The following is an 18,204-nucleotide window of genomic DNA, read 5'->3' as shown; positions in this document are numbered from 1 at the left end:
TTTGTCGTCGATGCGGCTTATCAAAGCAGACCTGCATCAATGTATTCATCAGTGGGCAGTCATCGTACAACCTGATTCGCTGCCGACGCAACTGCCAGGCTGGGGTTGTTCAGCGCATTGCAATTGCTGTTATAGCTTATCGACGAGGCCGGCATGCTCATGCTGAACACACTTTATGACCCTTTCAGGTGCTGCAAGGCATCCAGTACCTGGCGCAATGCGCGGCTGACCGGTTTGTCCTGACGCAATACGATGCCCAGCGTGCGGCTCAGCCCCGGCGTCAGTGTGTGCACGTGCAGCCCGCGACGATGATGGGCGGCAATGACCGCCATGCGCGGCACAATGCTGTAGCCCAGACCGGCCGCGACCATTTCCTTGATCGCTTCGATACTCCCCAGTTCCATGACCGGTTTGACGCGAATCCCCGCCTGTAAGAACCATTCGTTGATCAGCAGGCGTGTGCTGCTGCCTGCTTCGAAGACCACCAGCGGCAGCCCGCTAAGGTATTCGGGCGCCATGCTGGCGGGCGGTGGCTGCTGTCCTTCGGCGAAAATCGCCACGAACTCGTCTTCAAGCAACGCTGTGATGTACAGACTGCGACCCGAGGCGGGCAGGGTGACCAACGCCAGGTCCAGGCGGTTCTCTTCAACTGCCTTGAGAATGCCATCGGTGTTACCGGTGCTGACTCGTACATCCAGCTCAGGGAAGTCTCGACGTAAAGCCCGCAACAAGGGCGGCAATAAATGAATGCAGGCGGTCGCGCCAGTGCCAATGGCGATTTTTCCGGCGACGCCGCTGGCATGGCTGGACAAATCCTGCAGGGCGTCTTCGACCACCGAATCGATGCGTGCGATATGCGCCAGCAACGTATCGCCCGCCGATGTGGGTTTGAGGCGCTTGCCGACACGCTCGATCAGTTGCAGGTTCAATTGTTCCTCCAGCTGCCGCACGTGCAGGCTGACCGCCGGCTGGGTCAGGTGCAGGTGCTCTGCGGCTGCAGAGAAACTGCCATGGGCGATGACCAGCGAGAAGGTGTGCAGGTGATTGAGGTTCAATCGATACATTGCAAAGTAATTCTTATGCTGAGGATGATTAATCATAGCTTTTTTAATGTCGGGCTGAGCGGCATGATTGCTGCCATCTACCTGTCTCTGAGCAAGAGCCCTGCCATGACTCCGACTTTTACGCTGCGTGACGCTCACGCCAACGACATGCCTGCCGTGCAGGCGATCTACGCGGACCATGTTCTGCACGGGATTTCCAGTTTCGAACTGCAACCACCCGATCTGGCCGAGTTGCTTCAGCGTCGAGCACAGGTACTGGCCAACGGTCTGCCTTATCTGATCGCGGAACGCGCAGGAGAGGTGGTCGGCTATGGCTGCGTCACGCCTTATCGACCTCGTCCGGCCTATCGCTTCACGGTGGAGGATTCGGTGTACGTACGTGACGGCATGGGCGGCCTCGGCATCGGTCAGGCGCTGTTGGGCGAACTTGTACAGCGCTGCGAGCAGGGTGGCTGGCGGCAGATGATCGCGGTGATCGGCAATAGCGAAAACATTGCTTCGCTGCGCTTGCATGAGCGCCTGGGGTTTCGTCGGGTCGGGGTCTTCGAGTCGGTCGGCTTCAAGCACGGTCGCTGGGTGGACACTGTGCTGATGCAGCGAGCGCTGGGCGAAGGATCGAACAGCGTCCCTGCCGGCCGGATCTGACGGAGGTGGCCTGCACACCTCTGTCCAAACTGAAGGTGTTCAGACTGGGCCTTGCGCAACTGATCAGTTGGGGCGTGACCTTTTATTTGCCGGGTGCTTTCGGCAACGCCATTGCCAATGACCTGGGCTGGAGCGCGCAGCGGGTTTTTTCCGGGTTGTCAGTCGCCTTGCTGGTCATGGCGCTGGTTTCGACCCTCAGCGCGGGGCTGATCCAGCGTTTCGGCGCTCGTCAGGTGTTGCAGTGGGGTGCCGTTTTCAACGCGGCGGGCTGCTGCATTCTGGCCCTGTGTGATACCCCGCAGGTCTGGTTCATTGGCTGGGCCGTACTCGGGCTCGGTATGCGCCTGTCGCTGTATGACGCCTTGTTCGCCGGGCTGGCCGGACTGCTCGGTGAGCGGGCCCGGCCGTTGATGGTGCAGATCACCTTGCTGGGCGGGTTGGCCTCGGCGGTATTCTGGCCGCTGGGGCATGCGTTGCTGGAGATCGTCGGCTGGCGCAGCGCGATCGCTGTCTATGCCTGTCTGGCCTTGCTTGGCGGGTTGCTGTTCAGCGCAGTGCCCAATGTACCGCCCGCCACACGCCCTCAGTTTAAAGTGGCCTTGTCGCCCGACGTCACGGCGTGGCAGCGGCAGGCGGGGTATGCGCTGGGCGTGGCGCTGATCGGTTTCATGTCTGCCGGTTTGTCTGCGCATTTGCCCGCGTTGTTGTCTGGCTTCGGTGTGCCAGTGGGGTGGGTGGCGCTGTGGGGCATCGGACAGACCTGCGCACGCTTGATCCAGGCGTTGCTGGCCCGTTCGCTTTCCGCCTTGCGTCTGAATGTCTGGGTCACGAGCGGTCTGGTGGTGTGCTTTGCCCTGGCGTTCTTTGCCGATGGGCGACCCGTGCTGGCCTGTCTGTTTGTCTTCGGTTACGGCGCCATGAACGGGCTGACTACTCTGCTGCGGGCGAATCTTCCGTTCGAGCTATTCGCCCTTCGACACTATGCGCGCCTGCAGGGGCGGCTGCTGGCACCTGGCTTTCTATTGTCTGCCGCTGCGCCCTGGTTTTTTGCATGGGTACAGGACAATTATGCCGAGCGCGGATTGCTCAGCCTGTCGATAGGTATCAGTGTGGTGCTGTTGTTAATCGCAATCTTCATGCAACGCTATTGTAAGACCAGGATAAATTGTCTGACAATCCAGGTTAAATAGCGTTGCGTGAGGCGGTCTGAATGATTAGGGTACGCGGCTGTTCAAAAAGGACCCTGATATGACTCGGCACGAACCCATGGAAACGGGCACGGTTACAACGCGGCATCGGCGCGCGCCAAAGGGCGAGAAGCGTCGCGAAGAATTGCTCGACGCAGCTTTGCAGCTGTTCTCCCTTGAGGGCTATACCGGCGCATCGGTCGCCAAGGTTGCAGCCATTGTGGGTATTTCCGTCGCCGGATTGCTGCACCACTTCCCGAGCAAGATTTCCCTGTTGATGGCCGTGCTGGAACGGCGTGATGAGGTCAATGGTCGAATCGCGGCTGAAGTCCGTACCGAAGAAAACACGCTGACCGGCCTGCTCAACGGCCTGCGCGCCATCAATCGTTCCAACTCCACCGCACCGGGCGTGGTACGCGCCTTCTCGATTCTCAATGCCGAAAGTCTGCTGGACAGCCAGCCGGCATTCGAGTGGTTCCAGACGCGCTATGAGCGCATTCACGCGCATTTGCTGAGGCAGTTTTCGGAGTTGGTCGAGCGCGGGGAAGTGCGGGCGGATGTGGATGTGTCGAAGGTGATCCAGCAGATTCTGGCCATGATGGATGGCTTGCAGATTCAGTGGTTACGCTTTCCCGATCAGGTGGATCTGGTCGAGTGTTTCGATGCCTACATTGCGCAGGTCGATGCAGCGGTAAGGGCTCGTCCCTGAGCCTTTATTCGTCCGTTTTTCAGTCAGTCAGCGCAACGCTTACTCAACGGTCTGCTTGAATACGCCGCCGGTCTTGACCGGTGGCTTCTCGACCAGAACCGAGTTCAGAGCGGAACGTGGCAGCGGGTTGCTGGTGGTGGTCGACAGTTCCTGACGGAACGAGTTGACCAGCTTGGCATTCAGGCGGATGTCCTGCGACGACGCACCGAGTGCAATGTTGAAGGTGTCGGCATCGACGACCCACTGCTTGCTCTTCTCGTCGAAGTAGGCCAGCGAGCGATCATTCAGCTCGATGGTCACGCGCTTGCTTTCACCCGGCTTGAGGAACACCTTCTTGTAGCCTTTGAGTTCCTTGATCGGACGTTCGACTTTCGGGTTCTGCTGGCCAACGTACAGCTGTGCAACTTCCGAGCCGCCGACTTTGCCGGTGTTGGTCAGGTCGAACGACACCTTGATCGGCGTATTGCCCACCGCGACGCCAGGCGTCACTTTGATGTTGCTGTAGCCGAACGTGGTGTACGAGAGGCCATAACCGAACGGGTAGAGCGGCTTGATGCCTTTCTTCTCGTAACCGCGATAACCCAGCATCAGGTCATCCTTGTAATCCATTTCAGCCAGAGAATTCTGGTTGTCGAATTTCGGGAAGGAAGCGTAGGCCGGGTTGTCTTCGATGTTGCGTTCGATACTGATCGGCAGCTTGCCCGACGGGTTGACCTTGCCGAACAGAATCTCGGCCAGCGCCTGACCACCATTCTGACCCGGGTAGAAGGCGTGCAGTGCCACTGGAACCTGTTCGATCCAGTCGCTCATCTTCAGGCCGGTACCACCGTACATGGTCACCACGGTGTTCGGGTTGACCTTGGCGATGTTCTGGATCAGTTCGTTCTGGAACTCTGGCAGATCGAAGCTGTGGTCGAAGCCTTCACCTTCGTATTCATTGCTGTTACCGACGGCAACCACAACGGCGTCATAACCGGACAGGTCCTGAGGCGCGTTCAGCGAAGCGGAGCTCAGTTGCACACCGACCAGACCACCCATGGTCGACAGGTAACCGGCACGACGCGAGTACTCGAGCTTCACATCGTAAGACTGGCCAGCTTCCAGGCTGATCTTGGCGAACTCTGGAATGGTTGGCGGAATGCTGTTGCCCGGAAGTGGCTTGCCGTCACCGTTGTCGATGATTTTCTTGCCGTTGACCCACAGGCGCACAGCGCCGTCGGCGCGAACCTTGAACACTTGCTCGCCGCTCTGGGTCGGGGTGACCTTGCCGGTGTAGCGGATCGAAGTCGAAGACGTGTCACCGTTCATCTCACCAGCGGTCGAACCTTTGGTGGTGTACGCATCGGACGCCGAGGTGTTGCTTGCGAAAGGCAGGTTCTTGTCGTTGGCCCAGTCCAGATCCACGTGCTGCTCGGTGCGAGTGACGGCTGCATCACCGGACCAGTCGGCGTTGCTGAAGTACTCGACTTTCATGCCTTGAACTTCGTTGCCAGCCGTGTCGGTGGTGGTCCAGGCACTGGTGCTCGGGTCCAGCGACAGGCCTTCGATGAAGTCGACCTTGGCGTTCGGCGCGATTTGCTGCAGGCCGCTCAATTCGCTGACGTAATGGCTGGCCATGACGTTGGCACTGCCGAAACCGGTAGGCGGCGAGTACTTGGCCAGGGTGCCGACAACAGCGATCTTCTTGACCTTCTGCTTGTCCAGCGGCAGCAGATTGTCCTGGTTTTTCAGCAGCACGATGCCTTCACGCGCAGCGTTCAGAGCAACCTTGTTGCTGGTCGAGCTGTTCATGTTGTGCGTGGTCAGCGGCACTTTGCTGTCGAACTTGTACAGGTAGATCTGCTTGAGGATGCGGCGGACCTTGTCGTCAATGGTCGCAGCGCTCAGGTCGCCGGCATCCAGATGCGGCTTAAGCACGGAGCTGTTCATCTGGAAGCCCATCATGTCCAGATCGATACCGGCACGGGCAGCGTTGAAACCGTGAACGACAGCGTTGTAGTCGCTCTGTACGAAGCCCTTGAAGCCCCACTCCTTCTTCAGGATCTGGGCGATCAGGTGCTCGCTTTCACAAGCGAACTCGCCGTTCACTTTCTGGAAGGCGCACATCATCATCGCCACGTTGCCGTTTTTCGACGACGATTCGAACGCAGGCAGCGACATTTCGCGCAGAACGCGCTCTGGCATGGTCTGGTTCAGGTTGAAGCGGTTGCTTTCCTGATCGTTGGCCGCGTAGTGCTTGGCGTTGGCCCAGACACCACGAGACTGGATACCGTTGATGACGCCCGGTGCCAGGCTGGCACCCAGGAACGGATCTTCACCGGAGAGGTATTCGAATGCACGGCCGCCGTAAGGCATGCGGTACAGGTTGACGCCCGGGCCAGTGATGAACTGGTAGCCGCCGACTGCAGTGTCATAGCCCAGCGCGCGACCCAGGTCGATGGCACGACGCGGGTTGAAGGTGGCTGCAAGGTTAGGGCCGGACGGATAGACCACACCCTGATCGTTGCCTTCGCTGGTGTAACGCACGCCCACGCCGCCGTCAGCGCCATGAATCTGCGGAACGCCGTAGTTGGTCAGCGGCTTGACGTCCCAGCCGCCGGTGCCGCCGATGTAGGCCAGCTTTTTCTTCCATGGTCATCTTGGCGAGGGTTTTTTGCGCGGCTTTTTCGGCGCGATCTTCACGGCCCTGCTGCACGGTCGCATCAGCGGCGTGTACCTGCGAAACCGCCAGCGCCAGCAAGGCCAGTGCCGAGTGCGCGCCCATCATCTTTCGTTTGTTCATGTTGCTCTCCAACTGCGTTTAAATTAACTGTTTGTCCACGCTTTAGCGCAGGCTCAACAAGCCGAAACTTGTAAGTCAGTCTTTAATAATTCTTCAGGCAACAGGCATCCTTCGTCGCGATTTCCTGCTGTAAGGATCGCGATTTTTATGACTATTTATTTATCGGTTTTCTTTTTTAATTGTTATGTTGTGCTGTATCTAGGGCGCCATCATTTTGATATCAAAAACAGCGCCTCCGGTTTGTTAGCGGTGACAATTAAGTCTAAAAGACGGCATAAATGTCAAACAAAAGCGTATTTTTCTTTTTTTTGTTGGTTTTTCTTTACAAATGAGGAACTCTTCTTAAACCTACTGGTAGATGGGTTTAAGATTTTTCAGGATGAAGAAAGACGGCTCGCAAGTTGCCATGCGTGCTGTGCGTTAATTCTTGCCCGATCTTTAATACGTCTGCTGCGAAACGCAGTGTTCTCTTGTTTTTCCCGAGGAGTTATCCCGATGAAGTTTTCTATCATGAGTGCAGCTGTAGTGTTAGGCCTGGCCCTGAGTGGCGCAGTAGTGGCCGAAGAATCAACCTCTGCAGACGCAACTTCCGGCGCCAGCGATGAGACCGTGATGACCCAGACCCAGGACGCCAAAGCGGCACAAAAGGCGCAACGGCAGAAGACCGAAACGACAAAAGGTGGCCGTCCGCAGAACGCAACCCCTCAAAAGCAGTCAAACTGATCGTTTTAAGCCTTTGAACGCAGCACTCTCTTGCTGGAGAGTGCTGTAATATGTCCCTCCGAAGTAGCAAAATGCCCTCATCCATGCCGCCAGTTCCCGTTGATATATCCCGCATCCAGATCCCGGATGCCGAGCAGGTCTGCGCCTGGCTGATCGAACACGCCGGTCTTAAAGCGGTCGATCTGGAGCGTGCGCACCGTTTACAGCAGGAATCCGAAGGCACCGAGCTGCTTGGTCTGTTGACCCGTCTAGGGCTGGTGTCGGAATTCGAGTTGGCTCGCGCCTGGGCTGCGTTGTTGAATGCGCCGTTGTTATTGGCGGACAGCGTGCCGCCCATGCTCGACCCGCTGCCGCCGTTGACCGAGCGCTTCATGCGCCACTATCAAGTCGTGCCGGTCGGTTGGAGTGACCAGGGCTTGCAAGTACTGGGCGCCAACCCCGGCACGCTGTACCCGTTTCAAGCCATCGCTTACGCCTGTCAGGTGCCAGTGCGGTTATCCGTCGGTCCGCGTAACGAGGTGGAAACACTGATCGAGCGCTATTACGGGCAAGGCCGTTCGGCGATGGGCACTCTGATCGAGAACCTCGATGACGAGGGCGGCTCGCTGGAAGACATCGAGCACCTCAAGGACCTGGCCTCCGAAGCGCCGGTCATCCGGCTGGTCAACCTGATCCTGCAACGCGCGGTCGAACAGCGGGCGTCGGACATTCATATCGAACCGTTTGAAAGCCAGCTGAAGGTGCGTTACCGCATCGACGGCGTGCTGCACGAAGCAGAAGCGCCGCCGTCCAGCTCCTCGGCAGCGGTGATTTCCCGAGTGAAAATCATGGCCCGGCTCGACATCGCCGAACGACGTCTGCCACAGGATGGTCGAATCATGCTGCGTATTCAGGGCAAGGAGCTGGACCTGCGGGTGTCCACCGTGCCCACCAGTTTTGGTGAATCGGTGGTCATGCGTCTGCTCGACCGGCAGACCATCAACTTCGATTTTCCGAGCCTGGGCTTCGATGGCGAGCGGCTGGACGAGTTTCTCGATGTGCTGGAGCGTCCGCATGGCATCCTGCTGGTCACCGGGCCGACCGGCTCCGGCAAGACCACCACACTTTATACTGCGCTGTCCCGGCTCAACACAGCCGAGCGCAAGATCATCACGGTTGAAGACCCGGTCGAGTACCAGCTTGAAGGCATCAACCAGATTCAGGTCAAACCCTCCATCGGCTTGGACTTCGCCGGGGCGCTGCGCTCCATCGTGCGTCAGGACCCGGACGTCATCATGATCGGTGAGATGCGCGACCTGGAAACCTGCCGCATCGCCATCCAGTCTTCGCTGACCGGTCACCTGGTGCTCTCGACCCTGCACACCAATAGCGCCGCAGCGAGTATCACCCGCTTGCTGGACATGGGCGTCGAGAGCTATCTGATTGCCTCCACGGTCAACGGCATTCTGGCCCAGCGGCTGGTACGACGTCTGGACCCGGCCACGCGTGAAGCCTTCGATGCGCCGCCGGAGTTGATTGCCGAACATGGCCTGGAGCGCTTCACCGACGAGCGCCCGATTCGCCTGTATCGCCCGCGCGCCGATGCGCCGGGTGGCGGTTATCGCGGGCGCAGTGCAATCACCGAATTGCTGGTCATGAACGAAGAACTGCGCAGCCTGTTGATGCGCCATGCCGATGCCTCGACGCTGGAGGAGGCTGCCCGCCGTGGCGGATTGCGCACGTTGCACGAAGAAGGCCTGCGCCAGGCCGTGGCAGGTGTCACGTCGCTGGAAGAAGTGTTGCGCGTGACCCGCGGTGAAGGCACATGAGCCTGTTCAAATACCGCGCGCTGGACACTCAGGGCGCGCCGCAGAACGGCACGCTCGAAGCTCGGGATCAGGAGGCCGCCATCGCTGCGTTGCAAAAGCGCGGCTTGATGGTCTTGCAGGTAGACGCCGCCGGGCTCGGCGGTCTGCGTCGTGCGCTGGGCAGTGGCATGCTCAATGGCGCTGCGCTGGTCAGTTTCACCCAACAGCTCGCAACCCTGCTGGGCGCAGGTCAGCCGTTGGAGCGTTCACTCGGCATTCTGCTCAAACAGCCGGGCCAGCCGCAGACCAGAGCGCTGATCGAACGCATTCGCGAGCAGGTCAAGGCCGGCAAGCCGTTGTCCGTGGCGTTGGAAGAAGAGGGCAGCCAGTTTTCGCCTCTCTATATAAGCATGGTTCGCGCTGGCGAGGCCGGAGGTGCGCTGGAAGGAACCCTGCGCCAACTGAGCGATTACCTCGAGCGCAGCCAGTTGCTGCGTGGCGAAGTGATCAACGCGCTGATCTATCCGGCATTTCTGGTCGTCGGCGTGCTGGGGTCGCTGGCCCTGTTGCTGGCTTATGTGGTGCCGCAATTCGTGCCGATCTTCAAAGACCTCGGGGTGCCGATCCCGTTGATCACCGAGGTCATTCTCAACCTCGGGCAGTTTCTCGGTGATTACGGCCTGGTGGTGCTGGCGAGCATCATTGCGTTGATCTGGGGCATGGCCATTCGCATGCGCGACCCGCAACGGCGTGAGCGGCGCGACCGTCGTCTGCTGGGTATTCGGGTCATTGGCCCTTTATTGCAGCGCATCGAAGCCGCACGACTGACACGTACCCTCGGCACACTGCTGACCAATGGCGTGGCATTGCTGCAGGCACTGGTCATCGCGCGCCAAGTGTGCACCAACCGTGCTTTGCAGGCACAGGTCGAGCAGGCTGCGGAGTCGGTCAAGGGCGGTGGCACACTGGCCAGCGCGTTTGGTGCGCAACCACTGCTGCCGGACCTCGCGCTGCAAATGATCGAGGTCGGTGAGCAGGCCGGCGAACTGGACACCATGTTGCTCAAGGTCGCCGATGTATTCGACGTTGAGGCCAAGCGCGGTATCGACCGCATGCTGGCGGCGCTGGTGCCGGCGTTGACCGTGGTAATGGCGGGCATGGTCGCGGTGATCATGCTGGCCATCATGCTGCCGCTGATGAGCCTGACCAGCAATATCTGAATTCATGAATGAGGAACCATCCCGATGAGCTTTAGCCGCATACGTTTCAAACCCGCACGCCGTCAGGGCGGCTTTACATTGCTGGAAATGCTGGCCGTTATTGTATTGCTGGGCATCGTGGCGACCATTGTCGTGCGTCAGGTGGGCGGCAACGTCGACAAGGGCAAGTACGGCGCAGGCAAGGCGCAACTGGCGAGCCTGGGCATGAAAATCGAGAGCTACGCGCTGGATGTCGGCTCGCCACCCAAAACGTTGCAGCAACTGACTGAAAAGCCCGGTAACGCTTCCAACTGGAATGGCCCTTACGCCAAACCTTCGGACCTCAAAGACCCGTTCGGCCATGCGTTCGGTTATCGCTTTCCTGGCCAGCATGGCAGCTTCGACCTGATTTTCTACGGTCAGGACGGTCAGCCAGGTGGTGAAGGTTATAGCGCCGATCTGGGCAACTGGGAGTAAATAGCGGTATGAAAACGCCTGTCGCAAGCCGTGGTTTTACCCTGATGGAAATGCTGGTCGTGCTGGTGTTGATGAGCATTGCCGTCGGTCTGGTGGGGTTCGGTCTGCAACAGGGTTTGAGTACTGCCAGCGAGCGGCGGGCAGTGGGCGATATGGTCGAGGCGCTGCGGGCGACCCGGGTGCGTGCGATTGTCACCGGCCAGCCGGCCCGCACTGAGTTCGATCTGCGCAAAGCGACCTTCAAGGCCCCGGGCAAGCGCGAGAAGCGCTGGCCCGAGAGTCTGCGGGTGACCTTGCAGACGGCGTCGGATCTGGGTTCGTCGGTGGAGTTCTACCCGGACGGTGGTTCCAGTGGTGGCAACGTGCTGGTGGCTGACGGCGAGCGACGCTGGCGCATCGACATTGGCTGGCTGACCGGCAGCGTTCAGGTACGGTCGCTTTAATGAAAACATCGCAGTCAGGGTTCACCCTGCTGGAGATGCTCGCCGCATTGACCGTCATGGCGGTGTGCAGCGGGGTTCTGCTGGTGGCGTTCGGGCAAAGTGCGCGATCCTTGCAACAGGTATCGCGCAGCGACCGGCTCAGTCATGCCGCGCGCACGGTCCTGGATCAGGAAGGTGCCGGGCCGCTGGAAAACGGCACGCGTCAGGGCAAGCTGGCGGGCATCGACTGGACGCTGGATATTCGGCAGATGGCCGGTGTTGATGGGCAGCCACGATTGTTTCGTCTGGACCTGAGGATGAGTGAGCACCGTCGCCATGCACAATTCAGTACCCTGAAGCTGCGCGGCGCGGTCACCGGGGCGGGATCATGAAGCGTATGCAGCGTGGCTTTACGCTGCTCGAAGTGCTGCTGGTGATCAGCCTGCTGGGCGTGTTGCTGGTCCTGGTCGCCGGGGCATTGCTGGGGGCCAATCGCGCGGTGCTCAAGGCTGAGCGTTATACCGTCAACCTGGATGAGGTGCGGGCTGCGCAGGCATTTTTGCGCAGTTCGATCAGCCAGGCGCTGCCGCTGGATACGTCCGCCGAAGACGACGCCAACAGTGGTTTTTTTGAGGGCTCGGCACAGCAATTGCAGTTTGTCGCCACGTTGCCTGGCGAGTTGGGCGGCGGTATTCAGGTTCATACCATCGGGCTGAAGGGGCCGGAGGGGCATCGCAGTCTGCAGGTGTCGTTCGCACAGGTTCAGTCCGCGGCGAACGGCATTTCGCTCAAGCCCTGGGGTGAGCCGCAGGTGCTGCTGCAGAACGTCGAATCGTTGACCTTCAGTTATCGGGGGCTGAACCCGAAGGGTAAGCCGACCGGCTGGATAGCCGAGTGGCCCTGGCCAAACCGCCTGCCTCGTGCCGTGCAGATCGACATGCAGGTCAAAGGCACCGTGAAGTGGGTGCCGGAAGTGGTGGCGTTGCGTCTGGACTTGTCCGGCGGGGCGGGCGGCGAATGAGTCATTCAGCCAGCCAGCAGCGTGGCGTAGCGCTGCTGGTGGTGCTCTGGGTGCTGGCGCTGTTGAGTCTGTTGCTTGGCGGGCTGGCGGGCTGGGTGCAGCTGGAAAGCCGGCAGGCCCTCTGGTTGCGTCAGAACACTCAGGCGCTGCTGGCGGCCGAAGGTGGCATGAACATGGCGGTGCAGGGGTTGCTCGATACTGCGCAGCGCAAGCGTTGGGTCGCGGATGGACGCCTGGTGGCGTTGCGCCTGGATGACACGCAACTGGTTGTCAGCGTGAGAAGCGAGCGCGGCAAACTGGACCTGAACAGCGCGCCGGTGGCTGACATTTCGCGTGTGTTGCAGGCCTGCGGTGCAACCAGAAACCAGGCCAGCAGTATCGCGCAGGTGCTGGAAGCGCAGCGCAATGGCGGCCAGTCACCGCTGCGAGTTGTCGAGGAAGTGCGCCAGTTACCGGGCATGACCCAAACGCTGTACACCCGGCTGTTGCCGGAAATTACATTATGGAGCGGGCTGGATCGACCTGATTCGGCATTTGCTTCGGGCTTGTTGCGTCGGGCGTTGAACCTGCCGAACCAGAGTGCGGTCGGGGCTGATCCAGGTGAGGTATTGACCATCGACAGCCGTGCAGAACGACCGGGCGGTGTCACTGCCTTTTTACAGACCACAGTTTTATTGAGCCCATCGGAGGGAAGCGCACAACCCTATCGGGTGTTGCGTTGGCAAGAATGAATTCATCAGTTTCTTCACGTCTGGCGCCTGTGTACGCGTTACGCGAGCAGGTTGCCCGGCAGTGGCGCGGCAGCCCGGCGCAACACGCCTGGCAATGGTGGGTCGCGGAATTGCGCGCCTGCCTGCCGCTGCGTTTGCGTCGATGGCTGGGTGGCGAAACCGTCGAGCAGGTGCACGCGTGGCCGTTGAGCGAGCCGCTTTCCGTTGCACCGGGCCAGGTACGTCGCGTGTTGCTACTGCCGGTTTCGACGGTATTGGTGCAAACGCTGCAACTGCCTGCCGCTGCGGCGCGCAACCTGTCGACCGTCGTTGGCTACGAACTGGATCGCTTCACGCCGTTCGACGCCGGCCAACTGTACTTCGTTGCCCGTCAGGACAGCCGCAGCGCCAGCTTTGTGCAGGTGACGCTGGTGGCGGTACTGCGCGAGCGGCTGGACGCGATTCTGGGTGAGTGTGCCGAACTCGGTCTGCGCCCGGACGTTGTGGATGTCGGCAGCGAAGGGCAGCGTATGGGCGTCGACCTGCTGCCCATGCCTGCACGCCCGCAACAATCGCGTTCCGGCCATCGTCTGCAACGCGGGCTGATCTGGCTGTGCGCCGGTCTGCTGCTGAGCGCCATGCTGTTGTGGCTGAACGATCGTCAGAGCCTGCTTGAAGACATGCAGGCCAGCGTTCAGGCGCAGAAGGCGCAGGTCGGCGAGATTCAGCAACTGCGTCAGCAGTTGACCAACACCCGTGGCGCGGCCAACTACCTGCTGCGGCGCAAGGCCGAACAGCCGCCGCTGTCGGCGCTGCTCAGCGAATTGACGGCCTGCCTGCCTTCGGATACCTGGATCGAGCATCTGGAAATCAGCGACAGCGCCGACGTGGCGTTTTCCGGGCAGAGTGGCAAAGCGAGCGCGCTGATCGGTCGCATCAAAGAATGCCGCAGTCTGGATAACGCGCAATTCCAGGGCGTGATCCAGCCTGACACCAAAACCGGCAAGGATCAGTATTCCCTGCGCGCGCACTTGCACCAGAACCTGCACCAGGAGAACGCCGATGCGTCGTCCACTGACAAGCCGTGAGCGGCGGGGCGCGGCCCTGATCATTCTGGCGCTGGTGCTATGCCTGGCATACTGGCTGTTGATCGACAGCTGGTTTGCCGGGCCCTTGCGCGATATCAATGAGCAGACCGAGCAGCTGCGCGAACAGCAGCAACGCTACGCAGGCCTTTTGCAGCAGGGCGATTCGTTGCGCGAGCAGCTGGAACAGGCGCGCAGCGATCCGGCCAGCAGCACCAGCCTGTTGCCGGGGGAAGACCCCAGCGCAGTGGCGGCGGACCTGATGCAAAGCATCGCTGATTTGATCAGCAGTCAGGCCAGCACCGGCGGAGGCTGCGAGCTGACCCAGCGCATGCCGATCACGCCTGAGCAAGACAGCGCCGAGCCGTATCGTCAGGTCAAAGTCAGCCTGACCCTGAACTGCGCCATCGAACCACTGACTGCCATTCTGCACACGCTGGAATACCAGCGTCCGTTTCTGTTCATTGACGAGATGAGTATGCGCCGCGATGCCATTGCGCCGGCCAATGGTGCTGCGGGCAAGCTGGTGGTGCATCTGCTGGTACGCGGCTACCTGCAACCGGCGAGTGCCGGGGAGGGCGAGCAATGATCGGTTCATTACGCCCGCTGGAGTGGTCGCTGCTGGCGGTGGCCGCAGTGCTGGCTGCGCTGATCGCACTGATCTTAAGTGGCGCTGCGCGCTCACCCGACTGGCTGCCGGAACAGGCACCGCGTAACTCGATGGACCAGAAAACCCAGGCCCACAGTGCGCCATCGGCCACTCTGGACAGTCTGGCCAATACCTGGAAAACCCCGCTTTTCAGCCCGGACCGTAGCCCCGATGTGACCGTCCGTAACGCCGATGTGCAAGCGTCCAGCCTGGCCGGCCTGACCCTGACCGGGGTGATCATGGACGGCTCGTTGCGTGTTGCACTGCTCAAACAGGCCAGCGGCCCGGCACTGAAAGTTCGCCAGGGCGAGCGTCTGCCCAATGGCTGGACGCTCGACCGGCTGGAGCCCACCCAGGCCACGTTCAAGCTGGATGATCGCACGCAAGTCCTGCGCCTGCCCGCGCTGCGTCTGCCACCGCCGTCGAATACACCCCCGATTACCTTAACCAACGATTCCACCCTGTGATGGGTACCTTTTCTGGAGTTCCTGCCATCGCTACCTTGCGCATACCCTTGCTTTGCCTGGCCACCGCCGTCGCCCTTGGCGGCTGCGCGTCACAGTCAGACACACTCGATCCCGACAATGGCATGCTGCAGGAAGCGCTCCAGGGAACCGGGTCACAACGCCCGCCAGTAGACCCGCGCAGCGAGCGTCCGCCGGTCGAGCCACCTTCCCAGCAGACGCCGGCCTCGCCGCAGCGCCAGATCATCAAGGGCAACCAGCGTTTCATCCGCCAGCCTGCAGCCGCCCCGGCAGCGCGTCCGGGCGAGACCGGTGACATTGTCTTCAATTTCACCAACCAGCCGATTCAGGCGGTGATCAACAGCATCATGGGCGATTTGCTGCACGAGAATTACAGCATTGCCCAGGGCGTGAAGGGCGATGTCAGTTTCTCGACCTCCAAACCGGTCAACAAGCAGCAGGCGCTGTCGATTCTCGAAACGCTGCTGTCCTGGACTGACAACGCGATGATCAAGCAGGGTAACCGCTACGTCATCCTGCCCTCCAGTCAGGCGGTGGCCGGCAAGCTGGTTCCGGAAATGCGCGTGGCGCAACCGTCGGCGGGGATGTCGGCGCGACTGTTTCCGTTGCGTTACATTTCAGCCACCGAAATGCAGAAACTGCTCAAGCCGTTCGCTCGGGAAAATGCGTTCCTGCTGGTCGACCCGGCGCGCAACGTGCTCAGCCTGGCGGGCACCCCCGAAGAGCTGGCCAACTATCAGGACACCATCGACACCTTCGATGTGGACTGGCTGAAAGGTATGTCGGTTGGCGTATTTGGCCTGCAACGCGCCTCGGTCGGCGAGCTGATGCCTGAATTGCAGAAGATGTTCGGCCCCGAAAGCGGCATGCCGCTGGCGGGCATGGTGCGTTTTCTACCCATCGAACGGACCAATTCGGTGGTGGCGATCTCTTCGCAGCCCGAGTACCTGCACGAAGTCGGCGAGTGGATTCACACCATCGATGAAGGCGGCGGCAACGAGCCACAGATGTACGTGTATGACGTGCGCAACATGAAGGCCACCGATCTGGCCAAGTACCTGCGGCAGATCTACGGCACAGGCGCGATCAAGGATGACTCGCCTGCCAAGGTGGCGCCGGGGCTGCGCACCACCACGCTGTCGTCGCTCAACTCCAGCGGCGGTGGCGCGGGCGGCATGAGCAGCTCCAGCGGCCTGGGCGGTAACAGCAGCGGCATGAGCAATGGTGGCGGTTTTGGCAGCAGCCAGGGGCTGAACAACAGTCAGAACAATGCCAACAGCGAATCGGAGGGCGATGACCAGAGCGGCGGCGACTCGGATTCCGCCAGTCAGGATGACAGCGGCTCGGCGGGCAACGGCAAGTCGCTCGATGCCAGCACGCGCATCACTGCACAGAAGAGCAGCAACCAGTTGCTGGTGCGCACGCGTCCTGCACAATGGAAGGAAATCGAGTCGGCCATCAAACGCCTCGATAACCCGCCGCTGCAAGTGCAGATCGAGACGCGCATTCTGGAAGTCAAACTGACCGGCGAACTGGACATGGGGGTGCAGTGGTACCTGGGGCGTCTGGCAGGTAACTCGGGTGCGACCGGAAACGTTGCCAACACCCCGGGCAGTCAGGGATCGATCGGTACCGGCGGCGCTGCATTGGCTGCAACTGACTCGTTCTTCTACTCCTTCGTCAGCAATAACCTGCAAGTGGCATTGCGTGCGCTGGAAACCAACGGCCGCACCCAAGTGCTGTCGGCACCCTCGCTGGTGGTCATGAACAACCAGCAGGCGCAGATTCAGGTCGGCGACAACATCCCGATCAGCCAGACCTCTATCAACACCAACACTTCTACCAACACCACTTTGAGCAGCGTCGAATATGTGCAGACCGGTGTGATTCTCGACGTGGTGCCGCGCATCAATCCGGGCGGCCTGGTGTACATGGATATTCAGCAGCAAGTGAGTGATGCCGACACAGGCACCAACTCCACTGACCCGAACGGCAATCCGCGTATTTCGACCCGCTCGGTGTCGACCCAAGTGGCTGCGCAGAGTGGCCAGACCGTACTGTTGGGCGGCCTCATCAAGCAGGACAACGCCGAGTCGGTCAGTGCCGTGCCGTATCTCGGGCGCATCCCCGGCCTGAAATGGTTGTTCGGCAATACCAGCAAATCCAAGGACCGCACCGAGCTGATCGTGCTGATCACGCCACGGGTCATCACCAGCAGCAGCCAGGCGCGTCAGGTGACGGATGACTATCGTCAGCAGATGCAATTGCTCAAACCCGAGGTTTCGCGGACCAGCATGCAGAATTGAGGCGTGCCGGTCTCCGTTCACGACGCTGCCCATCCGGCAGCGTCAAACAGAGGTCATGAACAGATGCTCAAGTTTCTCGCTGCCTTGTTGTTTGCCTTCGCCGGAATGGCGCAGGCTCAGGACACCCTGCACACGGACCTGCCGCTGGACTACCTGGCGCGGGTGAATGTCGAAAAGCCTGACCAGCCGCTGGTGATTTTCATCCACGGTTACGGCAGCAATGCCGCTGACCTGTTCGGGCTCAAGGATCAGCTTCCGGCCGCTTACAACTACCTGTCTGTGCAGGCCCCCGTCGAACTGCAACCTGACAGCTACAAATGGTTCACCCAGAAGCCAGGCGTGCCGGACTACGACGGCGTGACTGAAGACCTGAAAAGCAGCGGCAAGCAGCTGACAGCATTCATCACGCAGGCCACTGAAAAATTTCATACGCAGCCGGGCAAGGTGTTTCTGGTCGGCTTCAGCCAAGGCGCGATGATGAGCTATGAAGTTGCGTTGCGTCAGCCGGCACTGGTCGGTGGCTTTGCGGCATTGAGCGGGCGGTTGTTGCCGATGGTTAAATCCGAAGTCAAAGCTTCTGATGACCCCAAGGCCCTGAAAGTCTTCATCGGTCATGGAATGCAGGATCGCCAGGTGGCCTACGCCAGCGGCCCGCAAGCCGAAGCAACCCTGAAGTCGCTCGGCCTGATGCCGCAGTTTCATGGCTATGAAGGCCTTGGGCACAACATCAGCGAGGCTGAAGTGACGGACTTGGCGAACTGGCTGCAACAGTCAACCCGCTAGCGGATACTACGCAGGACTGCAGACCGGGCGACGCTTCGCTTGTCCGCGAACTGTCGGTTTTTGTAGGAGGGGCCTGGCTTCGCTGCGCTTGTGTGGGAGCGGACTTGTCCGCGAACTGCCGGGAACCGGCAGCAAAACCAGCCGCCTCGGTGTACCAGACNCCAAGGTGA

At 60.4% G+C, this 18,204-nt stretch carries 17 protein-coding genes and 1 pseudogene; 16 read left to right on the top strand and 2 right to left on the bottom strand.

Annotation, left to right across the window (positions count from 1 at the left end; genetic code table 11):
- Positions 1 to 173: 173 nt before the first annotated feature.
- Positions 174 to 1,064: a LysR family transcriptional regulator gene (locus tag ABJ99_RS06705; RefSeq protein ID WP_054085144.1), complete on the bottom strand. Its 891-nt coding sequence runs from the start codon at positions 1,062 to 1,064 to the stop codon at positions 174 to 176.
- Positions 1,065 to 1,169: 105 nt separating this feature from the next.
- Between ABJ99_RS06705 and ABJ99_RS06700 the strand changes: the two genes are divergently transcribed.
- The 3 genes from ABJ99_RS06700 to ABJ99_RS06690 are packed head-to-tail and all read left to right on the top strand — an operon-like array spanning position 1,170 to position 3,605.
- Positions 1,170 to 1,709: a GNAT family N-acetyltransferase gene (locus ABJ99_RS06700; RefSeq protein WP_054085208.1), complete on the top strand. Its 540-nt coding sequence runs from the start codon at positions 1,170 to 1,172 to the stop codon at positions 1,707 to 1,709.
- A gap of 20 nt (positions 1,710 to 1,729) precedes the next feature.
- Positions 1,730 to 2,899, top strand: coding sequence for an MFS transporter (locus ABJ99_RS06695; protein WP_122235132.1), 1,170 nt, complete (start codon positions 1,730 to 1,732; stop codon positions 2,897 to 2,899).
- A gap of 58 nt (positions 2,900 to 2,957) precedes the next feature.
- Positions 2,958 to 3,605 (top strand): TetR/AcrR family transcriptional regulator, encoded by a 648-nt coding sequence (locus ABJ99_RS06690; protein ID WP_054085142.1) that lies wholly within the window; start codon positions 2,958 to 2,960, stop codon positions 3,603 to 3,605.
- Between the two features lie 39 nt (positions 3,606 to 3,644).
- Here ABJ99_RS06690 and ABJ99_RS06685 read toward each other — a convergent pair.
- A pseudogene (locus ABJ99_RS06685) lies at positions 3,645 to 6,387 on the bottom strand (beta-glucosidase).
- 495 nt (positions 6,388 to 6,882) lie between these two features.
- Here ABJ99_RS06685 and ABJ99_RS06675 point away from each other — a divergent pair.
- The 13 genes from ABJ99_RS06675 (at position 6,883) to ABJ99_RS06615 (ending at position 18,034) form a co-directional block, all read left to right on the top strand.
- Positions 6,883 to 7,110: a hypothetical protein gene (locus tag ABJ99_RS06675; RefSeq protein ID WP_054085140.1), complete on the top strand. Its 228-nt coding sequence runs from the start codon at positions 6,883 to 6,885 to the stop codon at positions 7,108 to 7,110.
- Between the two features lie 83 nt (positions 7,111 to 7,193).
- Entirely contained in the window at positions 7,194 to 8,918 is a 1,725-nt protein-coding gene (gene gspE / locus ABJ99_RS06670; RefSeq protein WP_007249175.1) for a type II secretion system ATPase GspE, read from the top strand.
- Positions 8,915 to 10,117 carry a type II secretion system inner membrane protein GspF gene (gene gspF, locus ABJ99_RS06665; RefSeq protein ID WP_054085139.1) on the top strand — a complete coding sequence of 401 codons (1,203 nt, stop codon included), beginning with the start codon at positions 8,915 to 8,917 and terminating at the stop codon, positions 10,115 to 10,117. The genes gspE and gspF overlap by 4 nt, the downstream gene beginning before the upstream one ends.
- Before the next feature lie 24 nt (positions 10,118 to 10,141).
- On the top strand, positions 10,142 to 10,573 hold the full coding sequence (gene gspG / locus ABJ99_RS06660; RefSeq protein WP_007249177.1) for a type II secretion system major pseudopilin GspG: 432 nt from the start codon (positions 10,142 to 10,144) through the stop codon (positions 10,571 to 10,573).
- An 8-nt stretch (positions 10,574 to 10,581) separates the two neighbouring features.
- Positions 10,582 to 11,016 carry a prepilin-type N-terminal cleavage/methylation domain-containing protein gene (locus ABJ99_RS06655; protein ID WP_007249178.1) on the top strand — a complete coding sequence of 145 codons (435 nt, stop codon included), beginning with the start codon at positions 10,582 to 10,584 and terminating at the stop codon, positions 11,014 to 11,016.
- Complete coding sequence (locus ABJ99_RS06650; protein ID WP_054085138.1) at positions 11,016 to 11,387, top strand: type II secretion system protein; 372 nt, start codon at positions 11,016 to 11,018, stop codon at positions 11,385 to 11,387. The genes ABJ99_RS06655 and ABJ99_RS06650 overlap by 1 nt, the downstream gene beginning before the upstream one ends.
- Positions 11,384 to 12,016: a prepilin-type N-terminal cleavage/methylation domain-containing protein gene (locus ABJ99_RS06645; RefSeq protein WP_054085137.1), complete on the top strand. Its 633-nt coding sequence runs from the start codon at positions 11,384 to 11,386 to the stop codon at positions 12,014 to 12,016. The genes ABJ99_RS06650 and ABJ99_RS06645 overlap by 4 nt, the downstream gene beginning before the upstream one ends.
- Positions 12,013 to 12,747, top strand: coding sequence for a type II secretion system protein GspK (locus ABJ99_RS06640; RefSeq protein ID WP_054085136.1), 735 nt, complete (start codon positions 12,013 to 12,015; stop codon positions 12,745 to 12,747). The genes ABJ99_RS06645 and ABJ99_RS06640 overlap by 4 nt, the downstream gene beginning before the upstream one ends.
- The gene (locus ABJ99_RS06635; protein ID WP_054085135.1) at positions 12,744 to 13,814 is read left to right on the top strand and encodes a type II secretion system protein GspL; all 1,071 of its coding nucleotides are present in this window, start codon (positions 12,744 to 12,746) and stop codon (positions 13,812 to 13,814) included. The genes ABJ99_RS06640 and ABJ99_RS06635 overlap by 4 nt, the downstream gene beginning before the upstream one ends.
- On the top strand, positions 13,789 to 14,400 hold the full coding sequence (gene gspM / locus ABJ99_RS06630) for a type II secretion system protein GspM (RefSeq protein WP_054085134.1): 612 nt from the start codon (positions 13,789 to 13,791) through the stop codon (positions 14,398 to 14,400). Before ABJ99_RS06635 ends, gspM begins: the two co-directional genes overlap by 26 nt.
- Positions 14,397 to 14,927 (top strand): general secretion pathway protein GspN, encoded by a 531-nt coding sequence (locus ABJ99_RS06625; RefSeq protein WP_054085133.1) that lies wholly within the window; start codon positions 14,397 to 14,399, stop codon positions 14,925 to 14,927. Before gspM ends, ABJ99_RS06625 begins: the two co-directional genes overlap by 4 nt.
- A complete protein-coding gene (gene gspD / locus ABJ99_RS06620) occupies positions 14,927 to 17,251 on the top strand; it encodes a type II secretion system secretin GspD (protein ID WP_054085132.1) in 2,325 nt (774 codons plus the stop codon). The genes ABJ99_RS06625 and gspD overlap by 1 nt, the downstream gene beginning before the upstream one ends.
- Before the next feature lie 63 nt (positions 17,252 to 17,314).
- On the top strand, positions 17,315 to 18,034 hold the full coding sequence (locus tag ABJ99_RS06615) for an alpha/beta hydrolase (protein WP_054085131.1): 720 nt from the start codon (positions 17,315 to 17,317) through the stop codon (positions 18,032 to 18,034).
- Positions 18,035 to 18,204: the final 170 nt, after the last annotated feature.

It is taken from the genome of Pseudomonas syringae pv. cilantro, assembly GCF_001293775.1.
GTDB lineage: Bacteria > Pseudomonadota > Gammaproteobacteria > Pseudomonadales > Pseudomonadaceae > Aquipseudomonas > Aquipseudomonas syringae_P.
Note: the sequence above shows the minus strand (reverse complement) of the source record. Positions and strands in the feature narration are given on the sequence as shown.

What these genes read in the sequence shown, in the direction of transcription:
- ABJ99_RS06635 (WP_054085135.1), top strand. Translation starts at nt 12,744, where the DNA reads ATGAATTCATCAGTTTCTTCACGTCTGGCGCCTGTGTACGCGTTACGC.
- ABJ99_RS06645 (WP_054085137.1), top strand. Translation starts at nt 11,384, where the DNA reads ATGAAGCGTATGCAGCGTGGCTTTACGCTGCTCGAAGTGCTGCTGGTG.
- ABJ99_RS06625 (WP_054085133.1), top strand. Translation starts at nt 14,397, where the DNA reads ATGATCGGTTCATTACGCCCGCTGGAGTGGTCGCTGCTGGCGGTGGCC.
- ABJ99_RS06640 (WP_054085136.1), top strand. Translation starts at nt 12,013, where the DNA reads ATGAGTCATTCAGCCAGCCAGCAGCGTGGCGTAGCGCTGCTGGTGGTG.
- ABJ99_RS06615 (WP_054085131.1), top strand. Translation starts at nt 17,315, where the DNA reads ATGCTCAAGTTTCTCGCTGCCTTGTTGTTTGCCTTCGCCGGAATGGCG.
- ABJ99_RS06675 (WP_054085140.1), top strand. Translation starts at nt 6,883, where the DNA reads ATGAAGTTTTCTATCATGAGTGCAGCTGTAGTGTTAGGCCTGGCCCTG.
- ABJ99_RS06700 (WP_054085208.1), top strand. Translation starts at nt 1,170, where the DNA reads ATGACTCCGACTTTTACGCTGCGTGACGCTCACGCCAACGACATGCCT.
- ABJ99_RS06655 (WP_007249178.1), top strand. Translation starts at nt 10,582, where the DNA reads ATGAAAACGCCTGTCGCAAGCCGTGGTTTTACCCTGATGGAAATGCTG.
- gspM (WP_054085134.1), top strand. Translation starts at nt 13,789, where the DNA reads ATGCGTCGTCCACTGACAAGCCGTGAGCGGCGGGGCGCGGCCCTGATC.
- ABJ99_RS06650 (WP_054085138.1), top strand. Translation starts at nt 11,016, where the DNA reads ATGAAAACATCGCAGTCAGGGTTCACCCTGCTGGAGATGCTCGCCGCA.
- ABJ99_RS06690 (WP_054085142.1), top strand. Translation starts at nt 2,958, where the DNA reads ATGACTCGGCACGAACCCATGGAAACGGGCACGGTTACAACGCGGCAT.
- ABJ99_RS06705 (WP_054085144.1), bottom strand. Translation starts at nt 1,064, where the DNA reads ATGTATCGATTGAACCTCAATCACCTGCACACCTTCTCGCTGGTCATC.
- gspD (WP_054085132.1), top strand. Translation starts at nt 14,927, where the DNA reads ATGGGTACCTTTTCTGGAGTTCCTGCCATCGCTACCTTGCGCATACCC.
- gspG (WP_007249177.1), top strand. Translation starts at nt 10,142, where the DNA reads ATGAGCTTTAGCCGCATACGTTTCAAACCCGCACGCCGTCAGGGCGGC.
- gspF (WP_054085139.1), top strand. Translation starts at nt 8,915, where the DNA reads ATGAGCCTGTTCAAATACCGCGCGCTGGACACTCAGGGCGCGCCGCAG.
- gspE (WP_007249175.1), top strand. Translation starts at nt 7,194, where the DNA reads ATGCCGCCAGTTCCCGTTGATATATCCCGCATCCAGATCCCGGATGCC.